General features: G+C 66.3%; 23 protein-coding genes. 7 read left to right on the top strand and 16 right to left on the bottom strand.

Annotated elements, in window-relative coordinates; genetic code table 11:
* Window positions 1–160 precede the first annotated feature (160 nt).
* The 3 genes from ACFVWL_RS15735 to ACFVWL_RS15725 form a co-directional block, all read right to left on the bottom strand.
* Window positions 161–1,681, bottom strand: a complete 1,521-nt coding sequence (locus ACFVWL_RS15735) for an amino acid permease (RefSeq protein ID WP_387184664.1) — start codon at window positions 1,679–1,681, stop codon at window positions 161–163.
* 11 nt (window positions 1,682–1,692) lie between these two features.
* Window positions 1,693–3,033, bottom strand: a complete 1,341-nt coding sequence (locus ACFVWL_RS15730; protein ID WP_387185330.1) for a glutamate decarboxylase — start codon at window positions 3,031–3,033, stop codon at window positions 1,693–1,695.
* Window positions 3,034–3,175: 142 nt separating this feature from the next.
* Window positions 3,176–4,198 carry a LacI family DNA-binding transcriptional regulator gene (locus ACFVWL_RS15725; RefSeq protein ID WP_387184661.1) on the bottom strand — a complete coding sequence of 341 codons (1,023 nt, stop codon included), beginning with the start codon at window positions 4,196–4,198 and terminating at the stop codon, window positions 3,176–3,178.
* A 318-nt stretch (window positions 4,199–4,516) separates the two neighbouring features.
* On the opposite strand from ACFVWL_RS15725, the gene ACFVWL_RS15720 reads away from it, so the two are divergent.
* On the top strand, window positions 4,517–6,145 hold the full coding sequence (locus ACFVWL_RS15720) for a DHA2 family efflux MFS transporter permease subunit (RefSeq protein WP_387184658.1): 1,629 nt from the start codon (window positions 4,517–4,519) through the stop codon (window positions 6,143–6,145).
* Window positions 6,146–6,699: 554 nt separating this feature from the next.
* Here ACFVWL_RS15720 and ACFVWL_RS15715 read toward each other — a convergent pair.
* Genes ACFVWL_RS15715 through ACFVWL_RS15705 form a run of 3 tightly spaced genes read right to left on the bottom strand, consistent with a single transcriptional unit; the run spans window position 6,700 to window position 9,900 of the window.
* A complete protein-coding gene (locus ACFVWL_RS15715; RefSeq protein WP_387184656.1) occupies window positions 6,700–9,057 on the bottom strand; it encodes an ATP-binding cassette domain-containing protein in 2,358 nt (785 codons plus the stop codon).
* 28 nt (window positions 9,058–9,085) lie between these two features.
* Window positions 9,086–9,496, bottom strand: coding sequence for a VOC family protein (locus tag ACFVWL_RS15710; protein WP_387184653.1), 411 nt, complete (start codon window positions 9,494–9,496; stop codon window positions 9,086–9,088).
* A 5-nt stretch (window positions 9,497–9,501) separates the two neighbouring features.
* Window positions 9,502–9,900, bottom strand: coding sequence for a helix-turn-helix transcriptional regulator (locus ACFVWL_RS15705; RefSeq protein ID WP_387185328.1), 399 nt, complete (start codon window positions 9,898–9,900; stop codon window positions 9,502–9,504).
* Window positions 9,901–10,082: 182 nt separating this feature from the next.
* On the opposite strand from ACFVWL_RS15705, the gene ACFVWL_RS15700 reads away from it, so the two are divergent.
* The gene (locus ACFVWL_RS15700; RefSeq protein WP_387184650.1) at window positions 10,083–10,679 is read left to right on the top strand and encodes an HdeD family acid-resistance protein; all 597 of its coding nucleotides are present in this window, start codon (window positions 10,083–10,085) and stop codon (window positions 10,677–10,679) included.
* Between the two features lie 70 nt (window positions 10,680–10,749).
* Here ACFVWL_RS15700 and ACFVWL_RS15695 read toward each other — a convergent pair whose 3' ends face one another.
* Entirely contained in the window at window positions 10,750–11,514 is a 765-nt protein-coding gene (locus ACFVWL_RS15695) for an SDR family oxidoreductase (protein WP_387184647.1), read from the bottom strand.
* A 122-nt stretch (window positions 11,515–11,636) separates the two neighbouring features.
* On the opposite strand from ACFVWL_RS15695, the gene ACFVWL_RS15690 reads away from it, so the two are divergent.
* The 4 genes from ACFVWL_RS15690 to ACFVWL_RS15675 all read left to right on the top strand — a co-directional run bounded on the left by ACFVWL_RS15690 (window position 11,637) and on the right by ACFVWL_RS15675 (window position 14,330).
* The gene (locus ACFVWL_RS15690) at window positions 11,637–12,110 is read left to right on the top strand and encodes an NfeD family protein (RefSeq protein ID WP_387184644.1); all 474 of its coding nucleotides are present in this window, start codon (window positions 11,637–11,639) and stop codon (window positions 12,108–12,110) included.
* Between the two features lie 9 nt (window positions 12,111–12,119).
* Window positions 12,120–13,049 carry an SPFH domain-containing protein gene (locus tag ACFVWL_RS15685; RefSeq protein WP_021200567.1) on the top strand — a complete coding sequence of 310 codons (930 nt, stop codon included), beginning with the start codon at window positions 12,120–12,122 and terminating at the stop codon, window positions 13,047–13,049.
* Window positions 13,046–13,822 (top strand): glycerophosphodiester phosphodiesterase family protein, encoded by a 777-nt coding sequence (locus tag ACFVWL_RS15680; protein ID WP_387184640.1) that lies wholly within the window; start codon window positions 13,046–13,048, stop codon window positions 13,820–13,822. The genes ACFVWL_RS15685 and ACFVWL_RS15680 overlap by 4 nt, the downstream gene beginning before the upstream one ends.
* Before the next feature lie 124 nt (window positions 13,823–13,946).
* Window positions 13,947–14,330, top strand: a complete 384-nt coding sequence (locus ACFVWL_RS15675) for an RNA polymerase-binding protein RbpA (RefSeq protein WP_387184637.1) — start codon at window positions 13,947–13,949, stop codon at window positions 14,328–14,330.
* Here ACFVWL_RS15675 and lnt read toward each other — a convergent pair.
* From lnt to ACFVWL_RS15630, 9 genes are read right to left on the bottom strand one after another with little or no spacing between them, the layout of a single operon-like run.
* Window positions 14,327–15,859 carry an apolipoprotein N-acyltransferase gene (lnt, locus tag ACFVWL_RS15670; RefSeq protein ID WP_387184634.1) on the bottom strand — a complete coding sequence of 511 codons (1,533 nt, stop codon included), beginning with the start codon at window positions 15,857–15,859 and terminating at the stop codon, window positions 14,327–14,329. The genes ACFVWL_RS15675 and lnt overlap by 4 nt on opposite strands.
* Before the next feature lies 1 nt (window position 15,860).
* The gene (locus ACFVWL_RS15665; protein WP_387184631.1) at window positions 15,861–18,335 is read right to left on the bottom strand and encodes a DEAD/DEAH box helicase; all 2,475 of its coding nucleotides are present in this window, start codon (window positions 18,333–18,335) and stop codon (window positions 15,861–15,863) included.
* On the bottom strand, window positions 18,332–19,090 hold the full coding sequence (gene tatC, locus ACFVWL_RS15660; protein WP_387185325.1) for a twin-arginine translocase subunit TatC: 759 nt from the start codon (window positions 19,088–19,090) through the stop codon (window positions 18,332–18,334). Before tatC ends, ACFVWL_RS15665 begins: the two co-directional genes overlap by 4 nt.
* A 57-nt stretch (window positions 19,091–19,147) precedes the next feature.
* Window positions 19,148–19,384 carry a twin-arginine translocase TatA/TatE family subunit gene (tatA, locus tag ACFVWL_RS15655; RefSeq protein ID WP_387184628.1) on the bottom strand — a complete coding sequence of 79 codons (237 nt, stop codon included), beginning with the start codon at window positions 19,382–19,384 and terminating at the stop codon, window positions 19,148–19,150.
* A 44-nt stretch (window positions 19,385–19,428) separates the two neighbouring features.
* Entirely contained in the window at window positions 19,429–20,412 is a 984-nt protein-coding gene (locus ACFVWL_RS15650) for a helix-turn-helix transcriptional regulator (RefSeq protein ID WP_387184625.1), read from the bottom strand.
* Entirely contained in the window at window positions 20,409–21,401 is a 993-nt protein-coding gene (locus tag ACFVWL_RS15645; RefSeq protein WP_387184622.1) for a helix-turn-helix transcriptional regulator, read from the bottom strand. The genes ACFVWL_RS15650 and ACFVWL_RS15645 overlap by 4 nt, the downstream gene beginning before the upstream one ends.
* Complete coding sequence (locus ACFVWL_RS15640) at window positions 21,401–22,312, bottom strand: hypothetical protein (protein WP_387184619.1); 912 nt, start codon at window positions 22,310–22,312, stop codon at window positions 21,401–21,403. Before ACFVWL_RS15640 ends, ACFVWL_RS15645 begins: the two co-directional genes overlap by 1 nt.
* A gap of 10 nt (window positions 22,313–22,322) precedes the next feature.
* Complete coding sequence (locus ACFVWL_RS15635) at window positions 22,323–23,342, bottom strand: tRNA (adenine-N1)-methyltransferase (RefSeq protein ID WP_387184617.1); 1,020 nt, start codon at window positions 23,340–23,342, stop codon at window positions 22,323–22,325.
* Complete coding sequence (locus ACFVWL_RS15630) at window positions 23,339–24,031, bottom strand: HAD family hydrolase (RefSeq protein ID WP_387184614.1); 693 nt, start codon at window positions 24,029–24,031, stop codon at window positions 23,339–23,341. The genes ACFVWL_RS15635 and ACFVWL_RS15630 overlap by 4 nt, the downstream gene beginning before the upstream one ends.
* An 81-nt stretch (window positions 24,032–24,112) precedes the next feature.
* On the opposite strand from ACFVWL_RS15630, the gene ACFVWL_RS15625 reads away from it, so the two are divergent.
* Window positions 24,113–24,961 carry a PAC2 family protein gene (locus ACFVWL_RS15625; RefSeq protein WP_387184611.1) on the top strand — a complete coding sequence of 283 codons (849 nt, stop codon included), beginning with the start codon at window positions 24,113–24,115 and terminating at the stop codon, window positions 24,959–24,961.
* Window positions 24,962–24,966: the final 5 nt, after the last annotated feature.

Genomic DNA, 24,966 nt, shown 5'->3' with positions numbered 1-24,966 from the left:
GCACGGGTCGTTCCGCACTTCGCACTCTCGCCGGTGCGTGTGTCCAGGGCGATCAGGTCACGTTCGAGACGTGATCGATGATCCCCGTGTCGGTGAGAGATGAACGTCGGTCACCCGTCCCTTCGATTCCGTTGTCTTCTCCGGAATTACGCGACCCCGGCTAAGCCGGAGCGCTTTCGTCCTCTTCGTGGGTCCCGTGCACGTTCTTCTCCGCTTCGCTGCGCATGTCCCAAGAAGGTTTGCGAATCGCGTAGAAGATGAGCGGCGGCGCGCCGAGCACGACGATCACTGCCGCGACGATCCAGGGGTACAGGGCCGGCGGGAACGCCGTGAAGCCTTCCGGAGGGATGAAGGCGAACGCGAACGCCGCGAGGCTCGCGAGGAAGCCGATACCGGCTACGAAGTTGATCGCAGGAACGCGATAGGCCCGTTTCACATTCGCCTGCGTCCGCCGGAGGACCATCGCCGAGGCGAACATCATCATGTACATGATCAGGTAAAGGGCTGCGGCCATGTCGATCAGGGCGACGAACGCCGCACTGACATTGGGGACGATGATGAAGATCGCAGCCAGAGCGGTGACGATGGTGCCTTGGAGCATCAGGATTCCGGACTGCACTCCTGCTTTGTTCTTCTTCTGCAGCAGCGGGGGCAGCAGGCCCGTCTCCGCCGCGGCGAGCACGCCCTTGGACGGGCCCACGATCCAGGTGATCACCGATGCCAGAGCACCGGCTGCGATCAGCGCGGATACCGCCGCAGTCGCCCACTGACCGATACCCCAGTGCGAGAAGTACTCCTGGAAGGCGAGCATGATGCCGTTGGTCAGGCCCAGCTCCTTCTGCGGCACCGCTACGGCGATCGCGATCGTGGGCAGGATGAACACGATGAGGATGAGGACCGCGGAGATGAAGATGGATCGCGGGAACCCCTTCCCCGGGTTCTTCATCTGGTTCACGTGGACGGCGTTCACTTCCATGCCGGCGTAGGCGAGGAAGTTCGACACGATCAGCACGATCGATGCGATGCCGGTGAAGGGGGGAATGACGGCGTCGGGCGTGAGCGGGACCTGGCTCTTCTCGCCGCCGAACACCCAGATCGCCCCGAATACGATGAGGAGCGCCGCGGGAAGCAGCGTTCCGAGGATGCCACCCCAGGAGCCGAGCTTGGCGAAGAGGTTGCCTCCCCGCAATGCGATGAGGGTGGATCCCCAGTAGAGCACCAGGATGACCACGGCGGTGAAGAAGCCGGAGCTCGACAGCGAGGGGTCGAAGAAGACGAACGCGAGCGCGCCGGCGATGAAGGCGAGCTGGGTGGGGTACCACACCACGTTCTGGATCCACTGCAGCCATACGGCGGTGAACCCCCAGCGATTGCCCATCGCCTCTCGGATCCAGATGTAGACGCCTCCCTTCCATCCCGTCGCGAGTTCGGCGGCCACCAGTGCCGTCGGGACGAGGAAGAGAATCGCCGGGATGATGTACAGGGTGATGCTCCCGAGGCCGAACACGGCCATCGCCGGGAGCGACCGCAGGCTGGCGACGACGACCAGGGTGAGGAGGGCGAGTTGACCCACACCCAGGAACTTCGTCACCGCCGAACGCGGCGCGAGCGGATGATTCGATGCGGCCGAAGAGGGCTCGGTCGGTGCCGGAGACGCGGCGGAACTCTTGGACGAGGACATGGCGGCGTCTTTCAGTGGTGGAAGGCCGACTGGGGCTTCTCGGTCGGCATCGGCGACTCCAGAGCGTCGAGGTAGGCGACCTCGGTCTCGATGGCCCGCAGCAGCTCCTCGGCGAGATCCATACTCAGCCCGTTGCGGACGACGATGCGCTGCACCGTGATCTGCTCGAGGTCGGCGGGCATGGGATACGCCGGAATCAGCCAGCCCTTCATCCGCAGTCGATCCTGCAGATGGTAGAGCGTCCAGTTCTTCGTGTGTCCATCCTTGAGACGCCAGGCGAACACCGGGATATCGCTTCCGTCGTTCCAGAGCTCGAACGCGTCGAGCTTCGCGATACCCGCGGACAGGTACTTCGCGACGTCCTGGGACGCCTGCTGCACGGCACGGTACCCCTCGAAGCCCAAGCGCAGGAACAGGTAGTACTGCAGCACCACCTGTGCACCCGGCCGAGAGAAGTTCAGGGCGAACGTGGGCATCTCGCCACCGAGATAGCTGACCTGGAACACCAGATCCTCCGGCAGCCACTGCGCGTCGCGCCAGACCACCCAACCGAGCCCCGGGTAGACGAGACCGTACTTGTGCCCGGACGTGCTGATCGAATGCACCCGCTCGAGACGGAAGTCCCAGACCAGGTCCGGTTGCAGGAACGGTGCGATCATTGCCCCGGACGCCCCGTCGACATGGATCGGGATGTCGAGGCCGGTGCTTTTCTGGATCTCATCCAGAGCCGCGGCGATCTCGGCCACCGGTTCGTACATTCCGGTGTAGGTGACCCCCATGATCGCGACGACGCCGATCGTGTTCTCATCGACGTACTTCGCCAGGTCGTGCCCGTCGAGGGTCTTGTGCTCCGCGCTGATCGGCACGTACCGCGGTTCGACGTCGAAGTAGTTGCAGAACTTCTCCCAGCACACCTGCACAGCAGACGACATCACGAGGTTCGGGCTCGAGGTGTCCTTCCCTGCCGCACGCCTCGCCTGCTGCCACCGCCTCTTGAACGCGAGGCCACCCAGCATGCACGCCTCCGACGATCCGATCGTCGACGTGCCGATGCTCTTCTCCGCATCCGGGGCATTCCAGAGGTTGGCCAGCATGTGCCAGCAGTTGTCTTCGATCGCCGCCGTCTGCGGATACTCGTCCTTGTCGATCATGTTCTTGTCGAACGACGCCGCGTAGACCTGCTTCGCATCGTCGTCCATCCACGTGCTCACGAACGTCGCGAGGTTCAGTCGCGCGTTCCCGTCGAGGATCGTCTCGTCCTCCACGATCTGCTTCGCCGTGTCCGGAAGCGACTCGCCGGCGGGGATGACATGACGTGCGGCGCCGGTGGCCTCGGCCGGCCTCGTGAACATCGGTGTCGCGGGGTTGGGGGTCTCGTGATCGGTCACGTCGTCTCCTTGCTTCAGTTCATCGCGGCAGCACGGGCGACCGATGTGCGAAATCGGTTAATCACTACCTTGGTCGATGGGAAACAAGGTAAGACGTCCTCGACGATCACGCAAGTCTGTACAAGGAGGGAGAAGGAGGAACCGCTACTCGGGGCAGTTCGAGGAGGATATCGGCGGGGGCGCCGCCATCGACGAGCTCTGCCATGGCTTTCGCCGCCAGAGAGCCGTTGTGGAACGGGTCGGTGGCGAAGTAGTCGACGCCGTTCTGGGCGCCTAATCCGCACGGATCGCCGACCGTCGTCACGCGCAGCTGGCCCGGCACGTCAAGCCTCAATCGTTCGGCCGCGCGGAGGACCGCCGCGCTGAAGGACTCATTCATGCAGTGCACCACCGTGGGCGGCAGCACGCCCGAGAGGATTCGCATCGCCGCATCATCCAACGACTCCCCCGGCTCCAGCGCCCCTCCCTGCGGCGTGATTCCCCGTCGCGCGCACCACCGCTGATAACCGGCGATCGCGTCGTTGGTGAAGTGATCCAGCCGTGGTCCGACGAAGATCGACGGCCGGAGATCCTTCGCGCTGCCCGAGATCTCGTCGAGGTACTCCGGCAGCGCATCGCGTATCGCCAGCCGAATGCGCTGGATCCGAGCCGTTGGTCTTTCGTCATATCCTCCGACCGCGACGACCGGTCTTCCGTCGCTCATCGCCCGCTCCAGGACGGGATCGCTGGGCATGGGATCGACCACGATGATCCCGTCGTACGACAAAGTGGTCGCGATCTGTCCATCGGCTCCCGCGCGGCCGGCCGTGACCGCCAGGCCCGCCGCGCCCGCCTCCAGTACCGCGCCAGCGAGGACGTTGCGAAAGTACGGCATGAACGACGCTTCTGCGATGCGCGGATCCCGGAAACTCGCGACGACAGCGACGACGTTCGTTCGCCCGAGGCGTAGTGCCTGACCCGTCTGATTCGGCTGGTAGCCCAGGCGATCCCCGATCGCTTTCACGCGGACGCGTGTGCGCTCGGACACCCTCCCTCTTCCGCTGTAGACGTGGGAGACGGTAGCCGACGAAACGCCGGCGGCGAGAGCGACGTCTCTGATGCGGACGCGCTGCGTGTAGGACTCGGGCACCCCTCCAGCATAATCGTTTAATCATTGTCGAGTGTCGGCGCGGTAGCTATCCTCCCTGGAGAAGGGGGGGAATATCACCCGGTACCGACGGGGATACGGTTCCGAGGCCGTGTTGGGGCGTTCGTCCGTCGAATTCGCACCGACGTGGAGGGCTCCACAGGGCGCGCTTCTCCCCCGGCCCAGACACCACGCCCATGGTCGTGCACCGCCAATCGCACGCGGATATCGTCGACCGACTGTCGCGCGTCCGCGCACGCCCTCGAGCCGTAGCGCTCTTCCGTTGTCCTCCCCCACCCTCCCCCGCTGAAAGGCTGACCAATGTCGATCGAAACCACGGAGACCCCGCCGACGAGACGGGAGTGGCTCGGCCTCGTGGTGCTCTCCATCGGACTGGGGGTGATCGTGCTCGATGGCACGATCGTCGGCGTGGCGCTGCCGACGATCATCGAGGACCTGCACCTCGACCTCACCGATGCCCAGTGGGTGAACAGTCTCTACGCCGTGATCCTGGCGGCGCTCCTGCTCTCCACCGGCAATCTCGCCGACAGGTGGGGGCGTAAGAAGCTCTTCCTCGCGGGGCTCGTCGTCTTCGTCACCGGCAGCCTGCTGGCCGCCTCCTCGGACTCAGCCGGTCTCCTGATCGGATCCCGTGCGATCCAGGCCGTCGGGGCCGCCCTGATCATGCCGTCGACTCTCTCCACCGTCAACGCCGTCTTCCGAGGAAAGTACCGGGCGGCGGCGTTCGGAATCTGGGGGGCGGTCATTTCGGGGGCTGCTGCCGTCGGTCCTCTCGCCGGGGGTGCGCTCACGCAATGGGCGTCGTGGCACTGGATCTTCCTCGTGAACATCCCCATCGGCGCCGCGATCTTCCTCGCGGCACTGTTCACCGTCGACGACACCAAGGGCGCGAAGATGCGACGCGGTGCGGATGTCGACGGCGCCCTGCTGAGCGCGATCGGATTCGGTGCTCTCGTCTTCGCCGTCATCGAGGGCCCGAGTCTGGGATGGTGGGCGCCGAAGCAGGACCTGACGGTGTTCGGCTGGATCTGGCCGCACACTGCACCTGTGTCGGCAGTGCCGGTCGCATTCGCGGTCGCTGCCGTCGCGCTGACCCTGTTCGTCTTCTGGGAACGGCACCGGCAGAAGGTTCACCGCGCCGCGATCCTGGACCTCGAGCTCTTCAGCTTCTCGACGTTCTCGTGGGGCAACCTGACCGCCGCCATGGTCGCGGTCGGCGAGTTCGCGATCATCTTCGTGCTGCCCCTGTACTTGGTCAACGCGCTTGGGCTCGACGTGATGGGAGCAGGGCTGGTCCTCGCCGCGATGGCGATCGGCGCGTTCTTCTCCGGCGCGGCTGCTCGCCACCTCGCCGCACGGTTCGGATCCCCGGGAACGGTCCTCATCGGACTGGGCCTGGAGGTGATCGGGGTGCTGGCGGTCGCCCTCCTCATCCAGGCGACGTCTTCGGCGTGGATAGTCGCTATTCCGCTCGTCGTGTACGGGCTCGGTCTGGGACTCGCATCGGCGCAGCTCACGGGAACGGTGCTTCGCGACATCCCGGTGGAGATCTCGGGTCAGGGCTCCGCGACCCAGAGTACGGTCAGGCAGGTCGGCTCGGCCCTCGGCACAGCGATCGCAGGGGCGGCTCTTTCCATCGCGTTGGCGGTCACCCTCCCTGCTGCTCTCGAAAAAGCGGGACTCAAGGATGCCACCGCTGACGCGCTGGCCGAATCCACCCGTGCAACGGCCGGAACGACGATCTCCCAACTTCGTGCCGAGGGGCAAGCCAGCGATCTCGGTGCGCAGACGCAGAGTGCCATCGACGCGCTGGCCGCCGGCTTCACTGACGGCACACGCTGGGCACTCCTGATCGCGACGGCATTCCTGGCTCTCGGATTCGTGGGTGCTGTCCGGCTCCGTCGCGCCGCGCGCATAGGGAGCCAGTGATCGAGGACGTTCACCAGTGCCGGTGGACCACCGACACGAGCCGCATGCGGGCGTATGCCAGCCCTCTCGGCTGGAGGGCGGTGATCGATAGGCTCGCAGCGTGAACGGAAGCAACATCGACATCGACGGGGAATCTGCTCGGCACGCGAACGAAAAGGCGTAGGGACTCGACGCCTTCGACGACACGGATCACCTCAGCTCGATCGTGCGTGACGATTTCGCGGTGATGAGGTCGTCCCTTCCCTCAGGCCGTCTGTCCGGGCGCGAACTATGGCACCTGCAATGCCACGTCGGCACAGACACGGTATCTCGGGCTCGTGCCGGGGCGACCGTCACCGATGTCGACTTCTCGCCGTAGGCGCTGCAGGCCGCCGGAGAAATCACCGAACGGCTGGGGGTGAAGGCCACGTGGGTGCAGACCGATGTCCTCTACGCGCGTGCTGTCGTCGCGGGCGACTTCGACGAGGTCTACAGGATCAACACCCGCCGCGACGGAGGTGAATTCGCCGACGAGCGCTGAGCGTCGAGGATGGGCGGCGCGTGTGCCGCCCGCCTCAAGCGCCTACGTAGTCCGCGAGGTGCTCCCCCGTCAGGGTCGATTTTTGGGATACCAAATCGTTCGGGGTTCCCTCGAAGACGACTTTCCCGCCGTCATGCCCGGCTCCGGGTCCGATGTCGATGATCCAGTCCGCATGAGCCATGACCGCTTGATGGTGTTCGATCACGATGACCGTCTTCCCGGCGTCGACCAGTCGGTCCAGCAGGCCGAGGATCTTGTCGACGTCCGCGAGATGCAGCCCTGTCGTGGGCTCGTCGAGCACGTAGACGTCGCCCTTCTCCCCCATCTGGATCGCGAGCTTGATGCGTTGACGTTCGCCGCCCGACAGCGTCGAGAGCGGCTGCCCGAGCGACAGATACCCCAAGCCCACGTCTTCCATCCGACCGAGGATCGCCGTGGCAGCGGGAAGCTTGGCCTCTCCGTCGCTGAAGAAGATCCGGGCCTCGGAGACCGGCAGATCGAGCACCTCGGTGATGTCCTTGCCCGCGAGCTTGTACTCCAGGACTCCTGCCTGGAAGCGCTTGCCTCCGCAGTCCTCGCACGGGGTCTCGATCGTGTCCATGAAGCCGAGCTCGGTGATGATGACACCCGCGCCCTTGCATGAGGGGCAGGCACCTTCGGAGTTCGCGCTGAACAGAGCCGGCTTGACGCCGTTGGCCTTCGCGAACGCCTTGCGGATAGGCTCGAGAAGTCCTGTGTAGGTCGCCGGGTTACTCCGCCGGGAGCCCTTGATGGCTGCCTGGTCGATCGCGACGACACCCTCCCGCTTCGACACCGACCCGTGGATGAGTGAACTCTTCCCCGAACCTGCCACGCCTGTCACGACGGTGAGCACGCCTGTCGGGATATCGACATCCACGTCTTGCAAGTTGTTCGCCGTCGCCCCGCGCACCTCGATCGCCCCGGTTCCGGAACGCACCGCGTCTTTCAGCTGCGCCCTGTCCTCGAGATGATCTCCGGTCCTCGTTCCGCTGGCCTTCAGGCCCTCGACCGAGCCCTCGAAGCAGATCTCGCCGCCGGCGCTTCCCGCGCCCGGCCCCAGATCGACGACGTGGTCGCCGATCATGATGGTCTCGGGTTTGTGCTCGACGACCAGGACGGTGTTGCCCTTGTCGCGCAGCTGGAGCAGAAGGCCGTTCATGCGCTGGATGTCGTGCGGGTGCAATCCGATCGTGGGCTCGTCGAACACATAGGTGATGTCGGTGAGTGAGGATCCGAGGTGTCGCAACATCTTGATGCGCTGGGCCTCTCCCCCGGACAGCGTGCCGGACGGTCGCTCCAAGCTGAGGTAGCCCAGCCCCAGCGTGACGAACGCATCCAAATTGGCGCTGAGCGCCTGCAGCAGCGGGCCGGCGCCGGGAAGATCGAGCCCTCGCACCCAGGCGGCCAAGTCGGTGACCTGCATACGGCACGCGTCGGCGATGCTCACGCCCTCGATCTTCGACGAGCGCGCGCCTTCGGTGAGCCGGGTTCCGTCGCACTCCGGGCAGACAGCGAACGTGGCCACGCGCTCGACGAAGGCACGGATGTGCGGCTGCAGCGCGTCGAGATCCTTCGACAGCATCGACTTGGTGATCTTCGGGATGAGACCCTCGTAGGTCATGTTGATGCCGGAGATCTTCACCTTCGTGACCTCGCCGTAGAGGAAGAGGTGGCGCTGCTTGTCGGTGAACTGCGAGATCGGCTTGTCCCCGGGGTAGAAGCCCGACTGCGAGAAGCCCTTCACCATCCACCCGTCTGCGGTGTACCCGGGGACCATGATGGCGCCTTCGTCGAGTGACTTGGTCTCGTCCACGATCTGGGCGAGGTCGAGATCGGACACCGCTCCCCTGCCTTCGCATCGCGGACACATTCCGCCCAGGTAGATCGCATCCTTCACGATCTTCTTCTCGCCGCCTGGTCCCGTCATCACGCCGCTGGCCTTCTGCGTGGGGATGTTGAAGGAGAACGCGGTGGGTCCACCGATGTAGGGCTGCCCGAGCTTGCTGAACAGGATGCGGAGCATCGCGTTGGCGTCGGTGACGGTGCCGACTGTTGAGCGCGGGTTGGCGCCGAGACGCTCCTGGTCGACGATGATCGCCGTGGTCAGACCCTCGAGTATGTCGACGTCGGGGCGAGGCACAGAGGGCATGAATCCCTGCACGAACGCGCTGTAGGTCTCGTCGATCATGCGCCGCGACTCGGCCGCGATCGTGTCGAAGACGAGCGAGCTCTTCCCGGAGCCGGAGACACCGGTGAACACGGTCAGGCGGCGCTTCGGGATGTCGACGCTGACGTCTTTCAGGTTGTTCTCTCGCGCGCCCTGCACGCGGATCAGGTCGTGGGTGTCTGCGGGGTGCTCGTCTGTGGTCATCGGCGTCTTTCGTCGGTCGGTGGAGGGATCAGGCGGCCTGGTTGATACGGAGCAGGTTGCCTGCAGGATCGCGGAATGCGCAGTCGCGAACACCGTACGGCTGGTCGATCGGCTCTTGGATGACGTCGGCACCGCGCTCGACGAGTCGCTCGAAGAGAGCGTCGACGTCATCGCTCGCGAGCGTGAGAGCCGCGTAGCTGCCCTTCGCGATCAGCTCGAGGATCGTCTGGCGCTCGGCGTCTGTGATCCCGGGGTCGGTCGCCGGCGGATGCAGCACGATCGATGTCTGCGGCTGGCCTTCCGGTCCGACCGTGAGCCACCGCAGGCCGTCGTACCCGACGTCGTTGCGCACCTCGAACCCGAGGGCGTCGCGATAGAAGGCGAGGGCCGCTTCGGCGTCGGTGTGCGGAAGGAATGCGTAGTGGATGCTGATGTTCATGGTGTTCACGTTAGGTGCGCATCGGTGCGCGGCGCTTCTCGATTCCTGATCGGTCTGGTCACCTGTTTCGCCTGGAATGAGGGAATCCCCTCGACGTTGGTGGCGCGATCACGGTACACGCTGGGTGGGACACCGACCAGCTCGGAGAATCTCGTGCTGAACGTGCCGAGCGAGGAGCATCCCACTTCGAAGCACACCTCGGTCACCGTCAGGTCTCCGCGCCGAAGAAGCGCCATCGCACGCTCGATCCGTCGTGTCATCAGGTACGAGTAGGGAGATTCGCCGTAAGCCTCGCGGAACTGGCGGCTCAGATGCCCGGATGACATGTGCACCGCGCGCGCGAGCGCCTCCACATCGAGCGGCCTGGCGTACTCCCGGTCGATGCGGTCCCTGACTCTTCTCATCACGGTGAGTTCACGAAGGCGGACTTCGTCGACGGCGGCCACGACTCGATCTTGTCATGTCGCCCGAAGTCGCGGCATGACGGAACGAAACGCGGAAGGAAGCTTCTCCCCCGCTCCGGACCGTCGGAGCGCTACCCTGAGGATGCATCCTCACAGGATCTTCTCAGAAAGGGGTCCCCACCATGTCTGAACCACTCACGGAGGCCAAGTCGTTGTTCAAGTCGATCCGTGTCACGCTGGCCGTCGCCGGCGTGCTCGCGCTGATCGCCGGAATCGTCCTCCTCGTCTGGCCGGTGAAGTCCGCAGTCATCGTGACCGCGATCTTCGCCTCCTACCTCATCATCGCCGGTCTGGTGTACGTCGGCCTCGGCATCTTCTCGAGCGCGAAGGGAGGGTGGGCGCGTGTGGGCCACATCGTCCTCGGCCTGCTCTACATCGTCGCCGGTGTGATCGCGTTCTTCAACCTGAACGCCGCCGCAGCGACGCTCGCCTTCGTCGTCGTGATCTTCATCGGTGTGAGCTGGATCGTCGACGGGATCGTCGCCCTCACGCTGCTGGGCAGCGACGGATCGCGGGTCTGGACCGTTCTCTACGCGATCCTGAGCATCGTCGCGGGAATCATCGTGCTTTTCTCGCCGCTCATCGCCGGCTTCGCCTTCTGGCTGCTGCTCGGCATCTCGCTTGTCGTGCTCGGAATCATCCAGATCGTGCGTGCCATCACGCTCGGTCGCGATGAGAAGGAGTACGTCTCCGCCGTGCAGGGCGGAGCGGCGAGCTGACACTCACCGTCTCCTACGAGAACGGCCCCGTCCTGCACGATGCAGGACGGGGCCGTTTCGTTGGGGTGCGCTATTCGGCCGCGAAGGCGCTCACGTCGCCGACGAGACGCGTGTTGTCTGCGGGCACGGGGTCGACGGCGGCCTTGGCGACCTCTGCCGCGAACTCCGAGACGTTGTAGAGCTTCCCGGCGGACTCCCGGCGCTCGGCGATCGCGCCCGGGTTCGCGCGCTCCAGCAGGGTCGCGGTGATCGTGCCCTCGATCATGTCGCCGGACACGACCGTGAACCCGATCCCCTTCTCGGCCAGGCCGGGGATCAGCTCGCGGAGCGCATCCTCACCCGCGCGCTTCGAGAGCGCCACCGGCTCGTACTCCGGCATGGTGGGCGTGGTGCGGATGAAGTGCGCCTGGTGGCTGGTGACGAACACGACGCGCGCGCCTTCACCGAGAAGCGACGTCGCCGCGTTCAGCACGTTGAGCTGTGCGTCGCGGTTCAGCGTGAGCGCGTAGTCCTCCGCCATGCCGGACTCCATGCCGCCGGAGGCGTTGAGCACCAGTACGTCCAGCCGACCGTACTCGGCGCGGATCGCGTCGAACATCTCGGCGACGGATACCGGGTCGGTCAGGTCGGCCCCGACGACGAGCGCACGACGACCGAGCTCGCGCAGCTGTGCGGCGAGCTTCTCTGCACGTGGTGCCTTGTTGCGGAAGTTGATGACGACATCGGCGCCGGCCTCGGCGAGGTACCGCACGGTGTCGGCGCCGATGCCACGAGATGAACCGGTGACAAGAGCGACCTTGCCGTCGAGGGATCCTGCGGGAAGAACGTCGGTCACGGTGACTCCTCATGATGCGTGAAAAAGCCGTGATCGCACGGCCCTCACACCCTACCAAGCGCGCGCTGTGGCGCCCTGATCCGTCGGCCCCCGCGTGATACGTTGACCACAAAGGAGGCCGCATGGACAACTTCGCGACGTTCGTCACGTTCATCGACCAATGGGCGTGGATCGGCTGGCTGGTTCTGATCGCCGTCTTCCTCGTCATCGAGATGCTCTCGCTGGATTTCACCTTCCTCATGCTGAGCTTCGGCAGCGTCGTCGGTCTGGTCACCGATCTCATCGGTGTCCCGGTGTGGTTGCAGGTGATCATCGCGGCGGCAGCCGCCGCACTGTTCATCCTCTTCCTGCGTCCGCCGCTGCTCAAGCGTCTTCGGCGCGGCGAGGATCCGACCAAATCCAACGTCGATGCTCTCGTCGACCTGCGGGGCATCGCGCTGCACGACATCACGCAGATCTCCGGCCAGGTCAAGCTCGCCAACGGCGACACCTGGACCGCGCGCTCCGCCACCCCCGTGCCGATCCCGCAGGGCGCTCCGGTCGCCGTGAGCGCGATCAACGGCGCGACCGCCATCGTCCGTCCCGTCAACGACTAGGAGAACCCAGTGAACGACGCATCGTTCATCCCCACCGCGATCCTGTGGATCCTCGTGATCGCGGTGATCATCTTCGTGGTGGTCACCGTGGCCCGCGCGATCCGCATCATCCCGCAGGCAACGGCCGGGGTCGTCGAGCGGCTCGGGCGTTATCACAAGACGCTGACTCCCGGACTGAACGTCCTCGTTCCGTTCATCGATCGGCTGCGCCCGCTGATCGACATGCGCGAGCAGGTCGTCTCCTTCCCCCCGCAGCCCGTGATCACCGAGGACAACCTGGTCGTCTCCATCGACACAGTCGTCTACTTCCAGGTCACCGATGCGCGCGCCGCGACCTACGAGATCGCCAACTATCTCGGTGCGGTCGAGCAGCTGACCACCACCACACTTCGAAACGTCGTCGGTGGCCTCAACCTCGAAGAAGCACTCACGAGCCGTGACAACATCAACGGTCAGCTGCGTGTGGTGCTCGACGAGGCCACGGGAAAGTGGGGCATCCGCGTGGGCCGCGTCGAACTCAAGGCGATCGATCCGCCCATCTCGATCCAGGACTCGATGGAGAAGCAGATGCGTGCCGAGCGTGACCGCCGCGCTGCCATCCTCACCGCAGAGGGAACCAAGCAGTCAGCCATCCTCGAGGCCGAGGGAGCTCGTCAGGCGGAGATCCTCCGAGCAGAGGGAGACAAGCAGGCCGCCGTGCTCCGCGCACAGGGCGAGGCTGAGGCCATTCAGAACGTCTTCAGCGCCATCCACCAGGGCGAGCCAGACGACAAGCTCCTCGCCTACCAGTACCTGCAGATGCTGCCGAAGATCAGCGAGGGGCAGTCCAACAAGCTGTGGATCATCCCGAGCGAGCTCACCGAGGCGCTCAAGGGCATCGGCAGCGCGTTCACGCCGAAGCCGGGCCAGGGCCCGACGAACACGCTCCCGGGCGCGTGACGCACCCGTACTTCTCGAAGACGCGGCATCCCCGAGTCCTCGCCCGCCGCGGTCTGATCACCGCGGCGGGCGAGGACTCGGGCGTCTGGGAGAACTCCGCGGCTGCGTTCGCGGCCGCGCATGCCGCCGGTGTCGACTACATCGAGACCGACTGCCAGGTCACGGCAGACGGCGACGTGGTGCTGTTCCACGACGCGACCCTCGATCGCCTGATCGGCGACGGTCGCCGCGTGGACGAAGTGCGCACGCGGGAGCTGCGGTCGATGTTCGCCGACCACGGCGGGCTCCTCACCGTGACGGACGCGCTGGCTTCCTTCCCGGATGTCCGCTTCAACATCGACGTGAAGACGGCGGCCGCCGTCGACCCGCTCGGCCCCATCCTGGTCGACCACACACATCGCGTGCTCCTGACGAGCTTCTCCGACGTGAACCGACGCGCCGCTCTCGCCTCCGTCCTGCGCGCGGGTGCTGCGCTGCGTCCGGCAACCTCAGGGGGAAGCCGGACGATCGCCTCCCTACGGGCGTTGTCGGCTCTCCGCCTCTCCCCCACCCGGGTGCTCCGCGAGATCGACGCGCTGCAGATACCCGAGAGATTCGGCGCGTTGAGTGTGCTCACTCCCGCTCTCCTGCGTGCCGCGCACCGGCACGATGCCGAGGTCCACGTGTGGACGGTGAACGACCCCGCGGACATGCAACGCCTGGTCGCTCTCGGCGCCGACGGCATCGTCTCCGATCGAGCCGATCTCGCCCTCACAGCGCTGTCTCCCCTCTGACTTCCGACGCGCCCCATAACCTCCGGCGCTGGGATTAACCTGTGAGTTCCGCCGAGAAGGCGGCCGCGTGGATGAAGCGCACAGGCTGGAGCGTTATACCTGACAGCGACGAGAGGACCACACAATGGCAGATCGCAGCCTGCGCGGCATCCGACTCGGCGCCCAGAGCCTACAGAGCGAAGAGGGCGTCGTTTTCATGGAGCGCCGTGAGACCACCTACACCTGTGACACTTGCGGCCACGTCACGAACCTGATGTTCGCGGCGGATGCAGAGCCGCCCCAGACCTGGGAATGCCGCGCGTGCGGCGCCGAAGCCCGCTTGAACGTCGACGGCCAGGCCGTCACGCTCGAGGTCAGCGACGAGAAGGCCGCTCGCACCCACTGGGACATGCTCCTCGAGCGCCGTACCCGTGCGGAACTCGAGGAACTCCTCGAAGAGCGCCTCGCCTTCATCCGCGCCCGCCGCGGAGCCGGCGAAGATCCGACCCGCGAGAAGATCGGCGCCTAGCGCCGCCTGGCGCGCCACCACCCGACGAGAAGCGCGCCGAGACCGCCCCACAGGAGGATCGCCTGGACCCAGGGGCCAAGGACCACACCAGCCGTGAGGCCGGACCGGAGCTCGACGTCCTCGAGCATCGCTCCGGCCTCATCTGCGTTCAGGCTCGTCACCGTCGATCCATCTGAGCGGATCACCTGGCTGGTTCCCACGGTGGAGACGTTCACCACGCTCCGGCCTGTCTCGATCGCCCGCATCCGCGCGAAGGCGAGCTGTTGCAGGTTCTCATCCGTGCCTCGGAAGTCCGCGTTGTTCGTCTGGAACACCAGCACTTCGGCGCCGGAATTCAGGCCCTGCCAGATCACGTCGTCGTAGATCACGTCGAAGCAGATGGCGAGACCGACGCGAACGCCGTCGACATCGACGACAGGGGGGTTCGAACCCGGCGTGTATTCCCGCTGGATGAGACCGATCAGATCGGGGGCCAGGGCATTGAAGAAGGCGCGGTCCGGCACGTACTCGCCGAACGGGACCGGGTGGCGCTTGTCATGTAGCTGCGTCGCGGTGCCGTCGGATTCCCACAGCATCGAAGTGTTGAAGTAGCGGTCATCCCGCCCGGTCGCCGCGTTCGCCAGCAACGGGGCGTCGATCCGGTTGGCGATGAGGGTCATTCGCCGTGCCAGGGCATCGATCTGGAACGGGTCACCGTCCAACGCCCCCTCCGGCCAGACCAGGAGATCGACGTCCTCACCATAGAGAGGCGCGGTCGCTTCGGTCTGCGCCTGGATGACCGCGAACGGCTCACGGTCATCGAAGTACCCTGTCGGGCCGTTGCCCTGCACGGCAGCGATCCGCATGGACCCGCTCGACGACGTCGGGAAGAGCGGGGTGAACAGCAGCACCACGACGAGGGCGGCCGGTGCGATCAGGTGGAGCGGTCGGCGCCAGGTGCGCAGCCGCACGACCTCGATGAGCATCGCCACGACCAGTACCATCAGGAAGCTGAGCCCGCTCACGCCGATCCACGAAGAAACGGCCGCGAGAGGGCTCTCCGCCTGGCTCATGCCGAGACGTGCCCAGGGGAAGCCCCCGTAGGGCCAGGAGCCGACGAACAGCTCGCGGCCGACCCACAGGGCGGCGACGACCGTGGGGAGCCCCAGAAGGCGCCCTGCGGTTCCGGGGAAGGCCCGAGGGAGCCAGCGGTAGGCGAGCGCGATCGGGACCAGGGCGAACGCCGTCAGCACCCCCTCGACGACGCTCAGCGCGGCCCAGGGAACCGGCCCGAGGTACCGAGACGTCCAGGAGACGAGAAGTCCGAAGAACAGGATCCCGTAGACCAGCCCGACCAGCAGCGCTCCCCCGAACCGCCGACCGATCAGCGCGAGCAGCAGAAGGGCGGTCGCGGGGAACGCGAGAAGCCAGATCGCGGTCTCCGGATAGGCCAGGTCCATCACCAGGGCGGCCAGGCCGGCAGCGAGCAGCGCAGCCCAGAGCGGGAGGAGAGCGCGCGGTGGCGCAGGTGTAGCGGTCATTCCGTCCATCTCACATCGACGAGTAGGCGACGATGCCGCGACGCACCCCGTCGAGCGCGGTCCTCGCCGTGCGCGCGAGTGCTGCATCCTCCGCCACGATCGAGAGCTGATCGAGCAGATCGATCGTCTGCTTGGCCCACCGCACGAAGTCACCAGCCGCCATGTCGGCGTCGATCAGCACGCGGTCGAACATCCCGCCCCGCGCCCAGGAATGCATCGCCCCGGCCAGGCCTGCGGCCAGGGGTTCGCTTCCGGGAAGGTGATGGTCCTGCTCCAGGTCGTCGAGCTCAGCCCATAGCGTCGTCGTCTTCTCGTACGCCGCACGGAAGGGTCCTCGGGGAAGCCCCCGCTCGCCCGAGTTCGCCTCGTCGCGGCGAGGCTCGTACACGAGACAGCACGCCATAGCGGCGAGAGAAGGAGCATCCAGGCTGGCCCAGAGCCCCTGACGCAGGGACTCCGCGACGAGCAGGTCACGTTCGCCGTAGATGCGGCGCATGGTGCGCCCGGTCTCGGTCAGCGAGGTTTCGCCGTCTTCTTCCGTGAGGTAGTCGAGCGTCTCCAGGACCTCGACGACGCGGTCGAAGACGCGTGCGACCGTGCCGGTGCGGGTCTCGATCTGGCGACGGATGCGATCGGTCTGACGCTTGAGCTTCCAGTAGCGCTCCGCCCACCGCGCGTGCGCTTCGCGATCGGGGCAGTGATGGCACGGGTGCCGTTGCATCTGGGTGCGCAGCGTCTGGATGCGCTTCATCCGCTTGTCGCGCGATGCTCGCGGTGCGTTCGAGTCCTGCCGGTTCTTCTTCTCGAGGTCGCTCAGCTCCCGCCGGATGGCCGCGTATTCGGGGAAGTCTCCGTGTTCACAGGCCATCGCGCTCTTGTAGCCGGCCAGAGACTCCTCCGCTTCGCGCACCTGGCGCGCGAGCCCGACGACGGCACGGTCTGCCTGGAACTGTGCGAATGAGGATTCCAAGATCTGGCGGGCCCGGGGTTTGCCGAACATATCGATCAGGTTCACGGCCATGTTGTAGGTAGGCCGGAAGCTGGAGTTCAACGGATAGGTTCTGCGGGAAGCGAGTGCCGCGACAGCCTGGGGATCCATGCCCTCGGTCCACTGCACGACCGCGTGGCCCTCGACGTCGATGCCGCGGCGTCCCGCGCGTCCCGTGAGCTGGGTGTACTCCCCCGACGTGATCGCGACCCGCGCCTCGCCGTTGAACTTCTCCATCTTCTCGAGAACGACGGTGCGCGCCGGCATGTTGATCCCGAGCGCGAGCGTCTCCGTGGCGAAGACGACCTTCACCAGCTTGCGCTGGTAGAGCTCTTCCACGACTTCTTTGAACGCAGGCAGCAGACCTGCGTGATGCGACGCGACACCGCGTTCGAGATTGTCGAGCCACTCCCAGTAGCCGAGCACGCCGAGGTCTTCCTCCTGGAGGGTGCGCGTGCGCTCCTCGACGATCGCACGGATCTCGGCCCGCTCCTCGTTCGAAGTGAGCCGGATGCCCGAGCGGCGCACCTGCTGCACCGCGGCGTCACACCCTACCCGGCTGAAGATGAAGAAGATCGCCGGCAGCAGGTTCGACCGCTCCAGCAGTTGCACGACGTCGGGGCGGTCCATCCGCTCGATCCGACGGGCGTTGGCCGCACGGACGGGACGTCTACCACCCCGTGGAGGACGCTTCGCCTGTCGGCCGGCGTGCCGATCGCTGCGGTAGGACTGCGCCTGGCGGTTGTTCTCGTATGTCGTGCCTGTCGACGAGCGGATGCGCATCAGTTCTTGGTTCACCTGCGCCGTGGCCAGGCCGGCGCGGTCGTCGAACAGCGGAAGGAGGTCGTCGCGCACGAGCACGTGCTGCTCGAGCGGAACGGGACGGATCTCGGAGACGATCACCTCGGTGTCTCCGCGCACGGTGTCGAGCCAGTCGCCGAACTCCTCCGCATTGGACACGGTCGCGCTCAACGACACCAGCCGTACACGAGCGGGGAGGTGGATGATGACTTCCTCCCACACGGCCCCTCGGAACCGGTCGGCGAGGTAATGGACCTCGTCCATGATCACGTAGCGCAGATCCCTCAGCGCCGAGGAGTCGGCGTAGATCATGTTGCGCAGGACCTCGGTGGTCATGACGACGATGCGGGCGTTGCCGTTGATGTTCGTGTCGCCGGTGAGGAGCCCCACCTGGTCGGCGCCGTAGACGTCGACCAGCTCCCTGAACTTCTGGTTGGAGAGAGCCTTCATCGGCGTCGTGTAGAACGCTTTGTCGCTCGGGGTCTGCATGGCGAGGTGGATCGCGAACTCGCCGACGATCGTCTTGCCGGCGCCGGTGGGCGCGGCGACAAGCACACTGCGCCCGCTCTCGAGGGCGTGACATCCCGCCACCTGGAACGGATCGAGCTGGAACTTCTGCAGCGCGGCGAACGCCGTCGACTGTGGATGCTCCACTGCCTCCTGCGCGCGAGCGTATTTCTCTGAGGGCGAGCTCATGCCGGATCCGGCAGGAGCCCTGACGCCTCGTCGCGTTTGCGCTTGCGCCGGTCGAAGATCAGGGAGAGCCCTGCGGCGGCGAAGAAGAGCACGATCAGGATGCCCGCGAGCATCAGCATGCTGACGACGTCGGCTGCCGGTGTCGCAAGCGCGGCGAAGACGGTGGCGATGATGATGGCGACTCGCCACCCCTTGAGGATCGCGCGACCGGACATGACACCGGCGAGGTTGAGCGCCACCAGGAACACCGGGAGCACGAACGAGATGCCGATCACGATCATCAGTTTGAAGATGAAGTCGTAGTACTCCTGCGCGGAGTAGAGGTTTGTCGCGCCGGCGGGGGTGAAGCTCCACATCAGTTCGATGATGTGGGGCATGATCATGACCCCGAGGTAGCAGCCGGCGAAGAACAGCGGAACGGCGGCCACCACGAAACCGATCGTGTACCTGACTTCCTTGCGTGTCAGGCCGGGCATGATGAACGCCCAGATCTGCCACAACCACACGGGTGCCGACAGGAAGATTCCGATGGAGAATGCGATCCGCATGCGCATGTCGAAGGCGGCGGTGACCGTGCCGAAGTTGAGCGCGCTGAAATCGTCCCCGCGCTTGTCGGCGATGATCCGCACCGGCTCGGTGATGAAGCTGATGATCGGGTCGGCGACGAGGAACGCGATGACCATGCCCACCAGCAGAGCGAGCGCAGCGAACATGAGGCGCTTGCGCAATTCGACGAGATGCGCGCCGAGCGACATCCGCCGATCCCGATCCGCCTTCGGCATCACGGTCGGTTCGATGGCTGCCACGGCCGGTCAGGCGCGGGGCGGAGTCTCAGGGTCGATGCCCGAGTCCTTCACCGTGGTCGGCTCGACGGCTGCGGAGTCGGTGCGAGCGGCATCGTCGTCCTTCATCGCCTTCATCTCGCCCTTGAACACGCGGGCCGACTGGCCCATGCTCTTCGCGAGAGCCGGCAGCTTGGCAGCACCGAACAGGAGGAGGATCACGGCGAGCACGATAAGCAGGTGCCAGCCTTGCATTCCAGCGAACATGTCAGGATTCCCGTCGTCGGTGAGCGTTCGATCCAGTCTACAGATCAAACCTCTGCTTCGGGCTGGCGATAGAGGGCGAGTCCCGAGGCCGCCCAGTCCCTGGTCGCGGAGCGGGCGACCCCCGGCTCCAGGACCTCCATCGCTCCGCCGAAGCGGGCGGCGAGTCGCTTGATGCCTCGCGGGTCGGCGAGGTGCAGCTGCGTGGTCACCGAGCCGCCGATCACATCGGCCGCCCCGGTGGGGACGAATCCACTCAGTAGCGGCGCGATGCGTTCGGCCACCCGAACCGTGACCGCGCGCTCGTCGTCGAGCCCGGCGAAGGCCTCGGGAACCTGATCGCCTCCATGGGTGATCGGGATCTCGGTGAGGGTCGGCGCGCTGACACGATCGAGGTGGAAGGTGCGCATCGCCTGCCGAAGATGGCACCAGCCCTGCAGGTACCACTGTCCGTTCGTGATGAGGATCTGCATCGGGTCGACCGTGCGAGTCGTCGGGGCAGCATCGGGAGCCTGGTATGTGAAGGCGATCGCGACGCCCTCGTGCAGGCCACGGGCCACTGCCTCACGAACCTCGTCGACCGCGCTGGGGGCCACGACCACGTCGGCGGGCGCGTCTGCGGCACCGCGAGAGAGCTTCGAGATCAGCCCCGCCACCAGGCCGGAATCCGAGACGGCGGGAACCGCGGCCACCATCTGCAGTCCGGCCAACAGCGCCGCCGCCTCGCGCGCCGTGAAACGCGGTACTCGACGCAGCGCGACGTCGTTCGTGATCTCGATGACGTCTTCGAGATCGAGGAGGTCCCAGTTGATGTCGAACATCTCCTGTGGCTGCTGCCAGTACCCCGCCTCGCCAGGAAGACCGATCACGGTGAGCTTCTCCACCATGCCGCGCATCTCGTGCGGGGTGACCCCGAACTCCGTCGCTGCTTCTTCGAGCGACACCTGGCCGTGCTCGAGCAGGTACGGGACCAGAGTCAGGTAGAGGCGCACGCGATCGGCCGCGAGCAGAGGCTTCGACTTGGTGCTCATCTCGCCTCCTCGGGATCGGTGTGGGCGCCCACCACGGCGCGGAGCCGCGCGATCACGGCCTCTCGCAATAATGCAGGCTCCACCACTCGTACTTCCGGACCGTAGGAGGCAAGCTCGTCCGCGAGGATGTGCATGTCGACGAACGGAACGTTGATCCCCTGCGCAGCGGACGAAGCTCGTCGTCCCAGCCGCAGCGCCGCCTCCGTGCCCGGGGTGACCTCCAGAAGGGCGGAGTTCTCCGACGCCACGCGTTCGAGCCCCGCGAGTGCGCGGTCGCCGGCACCGTCACGCAGCGCGGGATCGAATGTCTGCGAGCTCACGCGCACGTCCCCGACGATCCGGCTGAGCAGGAAGGTCCGGTCCTCTTCCGCGTCGACGTCGACACCGAACACGTGCCAACGCGCCTCGTAGTCGACCAGTGCCAGAGGGCGGATACGACGGCGACGAGGGGCTTCCTCGCCGGGCTTCAAGTACTCGAAGGCGACCACCTTGCATCGCTCGATCGCATCCTGAAGCGGCGAGAAAGCCGCGTCGCGCGCGGTGATGCGCGGGGCGAAGCCGATGATGGGCTCGTCGCCGTCGATGCCGAGCGCGCGGATCTTGCGTACCCCCGACTGGGCGTCACCCGAGACCGACTCGGCGCTCCAGACGCTGCCCGCGAGCTGCAGTACTGCCAGCTCGGCCGGCGAGAACTCGATGTCGCTGGGGAGATCGTATTCCGCCTGTGGAATCCGATAGCGGGCTTCGCGGAGATCGTTGGGATCGGCGGCATCACCGATGGTCTCGATGGGTACGCCGAGCGAGCGCAACTCTTCCTTGTCGCGCTCGAACATCTTCTCGAGGGCGTCCGATCGAGTGCCGGCCTCGGCGCGCTGCCGATAGCCGGAGACGTTGTCGAGGATCTGCTGCTTGGTCAACCCGATCTCCGTGGCCATCAGCGCCACGACGAGATTCGTCAGGCGCTCCTCCGCGGGGATCCGGGCGGCCATCACGGCGTGGGCGCCGTCACTGCGCCCAGGATGTCGACGACGACCGCAGTGGCGGGAGAGTTCTCGACCGCGGGGAAGACGACGAGGAGCTGGGATCCGACGGTGGCACCGACGAGCTGCTCCGCGGCCACGCTGACGCTGGCGTCCTGGCCCCAGGAGCTGGTGGTGACCTTCTTGTCGTCCCAGCCGACGCCCATGATGTTGGAGACGACGATGTCGCCCTCCTTCACCTTCGGGCCGTCGCCCTTGATGAGTGTCTGGGTCGTGATCTCGGTCGGCGCCGGAACGTCCGGGATGATGACCCCGGGCGTTCCGTCAGGAGCGCGCACCACAGTGGGTAGGCCGCGCGCGTCGTTGAACTGCAGCGCACCGGAAGCCTTCGACGGCATCACGTCGAGCACGTCGATGACGGCGACGATGTTCTCGCCCTTGTCGAGTCCGAACGCCTGCACGTTCTGCTCCCCGAAGTCCTCTGGCGTGAGAACGGCGAGCACGCGGCTGCCCTCGGTCGCGCACTCCAGCACATCCGAGAGCCCGGCGGAGCGCTGCGCCCAGTAGTCGATGCTGTGCACGCGGCTCTCGTCGCCGTTGAACTCGGACTTGTAGAGCTCCTTGCCGCTGTCACCACCGTAGAACGCGATGTCCAGCACCACGGGCTGGAACTCCGACCCGAGGGCGAGGCCATCGCCGACGGTGACGTCGGCGAACGAGGTCTTGTCCGCCTTGACCGGCCCGAAGACGGTGACGTCAGGAACGGATCCGAGGTCGCCGTTCACGTCTGCGACGTTCAGGATCTTGTCATTGCCGCCGCGGTCGCAGGCGGCGACACCGTCGGATGCTGTCGCGGTGCAGCCCGTCAGGGCGAGGACGACGAGGCTGAGGGATGCCAGAACGGCGGACGTTTTACGCACGCGCTCCAGTCTATTCCGTTGCGTGCCCGGAATCGCGCGATGCGGCAGCCAGGCGCGCCCCTTCGGCGGCCTTCTCCGCTTCCCGCGCCCGCTTGCGCAGGTTCTTGTCGCTGATCTCGCGGTCACCGACAGCACCGGGTGTCCACGCCTCCACATCCTGATCGCCGTAGCTGCTCTTGGACGCGCGTCGCTTCACGGAAGGCGCGACGGCTCCGGGGGCGAGCCGGCGTGCGGTGAGGAGGAAGCCTGTGTGCGCGACCATCCGGTGATCCGGGCGCACGGCGAGGCCCTCGACGTGCCAACCGCGGACCATCGTCTCGGAAGCATCGGGATCGGTGAAGAGCCCCGTGCCGCGGATGTATTCAGCCACGCGGGAGAGCTGCGTCGCGGTCGCCACGTAGCAGAGCACCACTCCGCCGGGGGTGAGGGCATCGGCCACGGCATCCATGCATTCCCACGGCGCGAGCATGTCGAGGACGACCCGGTCGACCGACGCCGGGGACACCTCGTTCGGCAGCGCCTCCACGAGATCGCCCACAACCACGTTCCAGGTCTCCGGGTGCTCTCCGAAGAACGTCTCGACATTGCCGCGCGCGACATCGGCGAAGTCCTCGCGACGTTCGAAGGAGATCAACTTCCCCGCCGGGCCCACGGCCCGCAGGAGCGAGAGGGAGAGCGCCCCGGAACCGACGCCGGCCTCGACCACCACCGAGCCGGGGAAGATATCGGCCTGCATCACGATCTGCGCCGCGTCCTTGGGGTACACGATCGCCGCGCCGCGCGGCATCGACATCGCGAAGTCCCGAAGCAGCGGACGCAGCGCCAGATAGTCGTGTCCGGAGCTGTTGGCCACGACGGAACCGTCGGGCAACCCGATGAGGTCGCGATGACGGAGGACGCCTTGGTGCGTGTGGAGCTCGCCGTCCTCGCGGAGCGTCACGGTGTGCAGACGCCCCTTCGGGCCGGTGAGCTGAACGCGGTCGCCCACACGGAACGGACCGCTCGGCCGCTGTACGCGGGAATCGGTCATCGGGTGGCTCCTGTCGCGGCGGTGTTGCTGTCGAAGAGGTCGGTGAGGTCGTGGGCGCCCCTGCCGTCGAGCGTGTCCCAGAGTTCATGGGCCCCCAGATGGTCCAGAGGAACGATGTGGGGAACCGCGAGGGTCAGCGCGCCTGAAGCGAGGCCGGCGCGGACACCGGTCGGCGAGTCCTCGATGACGATCACCTCGGCGATGTCGACGTCGAGCAGTGCTGCCGCCTGCAGGTACGGCTCCGGATGAGGCTTGGGGTTGTCGACGTCGTCACCGGCGACGACGATGTCGAAAGCCTCGAAGTCGATCAGGTCGACGACGTTCAGAGCCATTCGACGAAGCGACATCGTCACCAGGCCCGTCGGGATGCCCGCTTCCCGGAGGTCGCGGAGCAGTTCGCGAGCGCCGGGACGGAACGGGACGCCCTGGGTGCGCAGCGATTCCTGCACGACATCGGTCAGGTGCGAGACGATCGCCTCGGCCTCCATCGCGACTCCCGCGTTCTGCAGGATCACGGCACTGTCGATCAGCCCGCTCCCCACGAGCTGCAGCGCATCCTCATGGCTCCAGGAACCGCCGAACGATTCGACCAGCGCTGTCTCGGCCGCCATCCAATACGGTTCGGTGTCGACGAGTGTTCCATCCATGTCCCAAAGGACCGCGCTGGGCTTTCTGCTCACTGAACCCATGCTAGCCGTGGTGCTGCCCGCATCCCGCTTCGGCGGACTAGCCTGGAATGATCACGACCGCGATCTCGAAGGGAGCCCTCGATGGATGTTCTCGGTCCGCGCATCGTCATCGCCGCCTTCGACGGCTGGAACGATGCGGGTGAAGCGGCGAGCAGCGCCATCGAGGCGCTGCGCTCCTCGTCGGAATACGATCTCGTGCATTCCGTCGACCCCGAACTGTACTTCGACTACCAGTACACGCGTCCGTCGACGCGGATGGATGCGGAAGGGCGTCGCCAGCTCACCTGGCCGGAAGCGGGATTGTGGCGTCCCCGCGATCCGGGCCCCGGACCCGAGTTCTGGCTGCTCACCGGCGCCGAACCCGCGCGCACCTGGCAGGCATTCGCCTCCGAGTTCATCGACATCGCACTGCGCGACGACATCACCGGACTCGTCACCCTCGGCGCGATGCTGTCGGACGTGCCCCACACCCGCCCGATCTCGATCTTCGCCTCGAGCCAGAACGAGCAGGTGCGGGAGGCGCACGGCCTGGAGCGCTCGCTGTACGAGGGTCCGGTGGGTATCCTCACCGTCTTCGAGCACTTCGCCGAGAACGCGGGTATCCCCACAGCGAGCCTGTGGGCGAGCGTGCCGCACTACGTCGCCTCCGCGACTCCCTCACCGAAGGTGACGCTCGCACTACTGGACCGCCTCGAAGAGCTCACCGGGGTGGACGTCGATCGCCAGGCGCTGCGCACCGAGGCCGCGGCCTGGGAAGCGTCGATCGATGCCGCCGCATCCGAGGACGAGGACATGGCGGAGTACATCCGTCAGCTCGAGCGCACCCGCGACACGTGGGATTCCCCTGAGGCGTCGGGCGACGCGATCGCCCAGGCGTTCGAGCGGTACCTCCGCCGCCGAGACGACGGTCCGGGCGACCGCAAGCGCTGATCGCC

The organism is Microbacterium sp. NPDC058269, from assembly GCF_042881445.1.
Taxonomy (GTDB): domain Bacteria; phylum Actinomycetota; class Actinomycetes; order Actinomycetales; family Microbacteriaceae; genus Microbacterium.
The sequence above is the reverse complement of the archived record's forward strand: the minus strand, read 5'-3'. Positions and strand labels throughout refer to the sequence as shown.

Bases quoted from the DNA above. Each gene is read 5' to 3' on its own strand.
- ACFVWL_RS15735 (WP_387184664.1), bottom strand. From the start codon at position 1,681: ATGTCCTCGTCCAAGAGTTCCGCCGCGTCTCCGGCACCGACCGAGCCC.
- ACFVWL_RS15730 (WP_387185330.1), bottom strand. From the start codon at position 3,033: ATGTTCACGAGGCCGGCCGAGGCCACCGGCGCCGCACGTCATGTCATC.
- ACFVWL_RS15720 (WP_387184658.1), top strand. From the start codon at position 4,517: ATGTCGATCGAAACCACGGAGACCCCGCCGACGAGACGGGAGTGGCTC.
- ACFVWL_RS15715 (WP_387184656.1), bottom strand. From the start codon at position 9,057: ATGACCACAGACGAGCACCCCGCAGACACCCACGACCTGATCCGCGTG.
- ACFVWL_RS15710 (WP_387184653.1), bottom strand. From the start codon at position 9,496: ATGAACATCAGCATCCACTACGCATTCCTTCCGCACACCGACGCCGAA.
- ACFVWL_RS15705 (WP_387185328.1), bottom strand. From the start codon at position 9,900: ATGAGAAGAGTCAGGGACCGCATCGACCGGGAGTACGCCAGGCCGCTC.
- ACFVWL_RS15700 (WP_387184650.1), top strand. From the start codon at position 10,083: ATGTCTGAACCACTCACGGAGGCCAAGTCGTTGTTCAAGTCGATCCGT.
- ACFVWL_RS15690 (WP_387184644.1), top strand. From the start codon at position 11,637: ATGGACAACTTCGCGACGTTCGTCACGTTCATCGACCAATGGGCGTGG.
- ACFVWL_RS15675 (WP_387184637.1), top strand. From the start codon at position 13,947: ATGGCAGATCGCAGCCTGCGCGGCATCCGACTCGGCGCCCAGAGCCTA.
- lnt (WP_387184634.1), bottom strand. From the start codon at position 15,859: ATGGACGGAATGACCGCTACACCTGCGCCACCGCGCGCTCTCCTCCCG.
- ACFVWL_RS15665 (WP_387184631.1), bottom strand. From the start codon at position 18,335: ATGAGCTCGCCCTCAGAGAAATACGCTCGCGCGCAGGAGGCAGTGGAG.
- tatC (WP_387185325.1), bottom strand. From the start codon at position 19,090: ATGTCGCTCGGCGCGCATCTCGTCGAATTGCGCAAGCGCCTCATGTTC.
- tatA (WP_387184628.1), bottom strand. From the start codon at position 19,384: ATGTTCGCTGGAATGCAAGGCTGGCACCTGCTTATCGTGCTCGCCGTG.
- ACFVWL_RS15650 (WP_387184625.1), bottom strand. From the start codon at position 20,412: ATGAGCACCAAGTCGAAGCCTCTGCTCGCGGCCGATCGCGTGCGCCTC.
- ACFVWL_RS15645 (WP_387184622.1), bottom strand. From the start codon at position 21,401: ATGGCCGCCCGGATCCCCGCGGAGGAGCGCCTGACGAATCTCGTCGTG.
- ACFVWL_RS15635 (WP_387184617.1), bottom strand. From the start codon at position 23,342: ATGACCGATTCCCGCGTACAGCGGCCGAGCGGTCCGTTCCGTGTGGGC.
- ACFVWL_RS15630 (WP_387184614.1), bottom strand. From the start codon at position 24,031: ATGGGTTCAGTGAGCAGAAAGCCCAGCGCGGTCCTTTGGGACATGGAT.
- ACFVWL_RS15625 (WP_387184611.1), top strand. From the start codon at position 24,113: ATGGATGTTCTCGGTCCGCGCATCGTCATCGCCGCCTTCGACGGCTGG.